Consider the following 1,377-nt stretch of genomic DNA (forward strand, 5'->3'; position numbering starts at 1 on the left):
ATCGACACGCTCGGCAAGCGGTACTTCGGTACCGACCGGGACTTCAAGTCCAACCTCGACCGCAGCGCCCGCCGCGCGGCCTGGCGGATGATCCGCCGGGAGGAAGGGCTGGACGACTTCTGAGACGAGCGGGGTCCGGTGCGCGCGTCGCACCGGACCCCGCTCGTCGTACGTCCGCGGTCAGCGGCCTGCGGCCATCCGTACAAAGCCGGCCCACGCCTCCGCCCCGATGGACAGCCTGGCTTCTGCGGGCCGCTTGGAGTCACGTACCAAGACAGCGTCGCTGGTCTCGGCGACCTCGATGCACTCGCCGCCCTCCGCGCCGCTGTAGCTGCTCTTGCGCCACGCCTCGCCCGTCTTCATAGCTCTCCCGGCACCTTCTCTACGAATCTCAGGGACTCTCGCGGAGTGAGAGCCTGGCTTCGGATGATCCCATAACGCGCTGAGATGGACCGCACCTCGTTCCGGTCAGTGACCAGGATGCTGCGACCTTGTACCTCCAAGTACGCGATCTGTTCCCCCTTATTCGGGGTGATCAACGTGAACGGGCCATCAACACCGGCGTTGTCTTCCTGATCGTTCGGCATGACCTGAATCTCGACGTTGCGCCGGTGTCCAATGGACAGGATGTTCTCAAGCACTCCACGCAGTACGTCTCGGCCGCCGAACGGCTTGCGCAGCACGGCCTCTTCGATGACGAAGCTCACCAGTGGTGCCGGCCAACGAGCAAAGGTCTCCTGACGCGACAGACGTGCCGAGACACGCTGCTCGATCGTGTCCTCATCCAGCAACGGTCGCCGCATCGCCAGCAGGGCTCGCGTGTATTCCTCGGTCTGGAGAAGCCCTGGAACTGCCTGGACCGCGTAGAGGAAGAGCTCGTGGGCGTCCGCTTCCAGCCGCGCCGCGTCCCTGAAGAAGGACGGGTACTGAGCCTTCGCCACCTCCTCCTTCAGGGCCGTCAGCAACCCCCAGGCCCCCAACACCTCATCCGCCTTCTCAATGAACTGAGGCTGCGGAATCCGCCTCCCCTGCTCAATAGAAGCGACCGTTTCCCCCGAGTACCCCACCCGCTTCCCGAACTCCGCCCGCTCCAGCCCCGCCCGCGTCCGCAGCAGCTTCAACTGCCGCCCGAACGCGGTCACCACGCCCGTCCCGGGCTCGTCCTCTGGCCGCCGCTGCTGCCGTACCGTCTCCTCGTCCCGCACCTCGGTCACCGCTGTGCCGCCTCTCCCCGCGTACCGCTCCGTACACCGCCCGCGCCCGCTCCGTACGAAGGCCCGGTAGCGGCGCGTCACCACTGGTCACGCTAGGCCACAGCGCGCCACCGTGAGTGCATGACCGCAACACAATCACCCGTCACGGTGCACCAGTTCACGA

General features: G+C 66.3%; 2 protein-coding genes. Both read right to left on the reverse strand.

Annotated features, from left to right (window positions below; translation table 11 throughout):
* Window positions 1–180: 180 nt before the first annotated feature.
* Window positions 181–363 (reverse strand): DUF397 domain-containing protein, encoded by a 183-nt coding sequence (locus AC067Z_RS38900; RefSeq protein ID WP_478794359.1) that lies wholly within the window; start codon window positions 361–363, stop codon window positions 181–183.
* Window positions 360–1,205 (reverse strand): helix-turn-helix domain-containing protein, encoded by an 846-nt coding sequence (locus AC067Z_RS38905; protein ID WP_478794360.1) that lies wholly within the window; start codon window positions 1,203–1,205, stop codon window positions 360–362. Before AC067Z_RS38905 ends, AC067Z_RS38900 begins: the two co-directional genes overlap by 4 nt.
* Window positions 1,206–1,377 lie beyond the last annotated feature (172 nt).

The sequence above is a fragment of the Streptomyces sp. NPDC043812 genome (genome assembly GCF_056436245.1).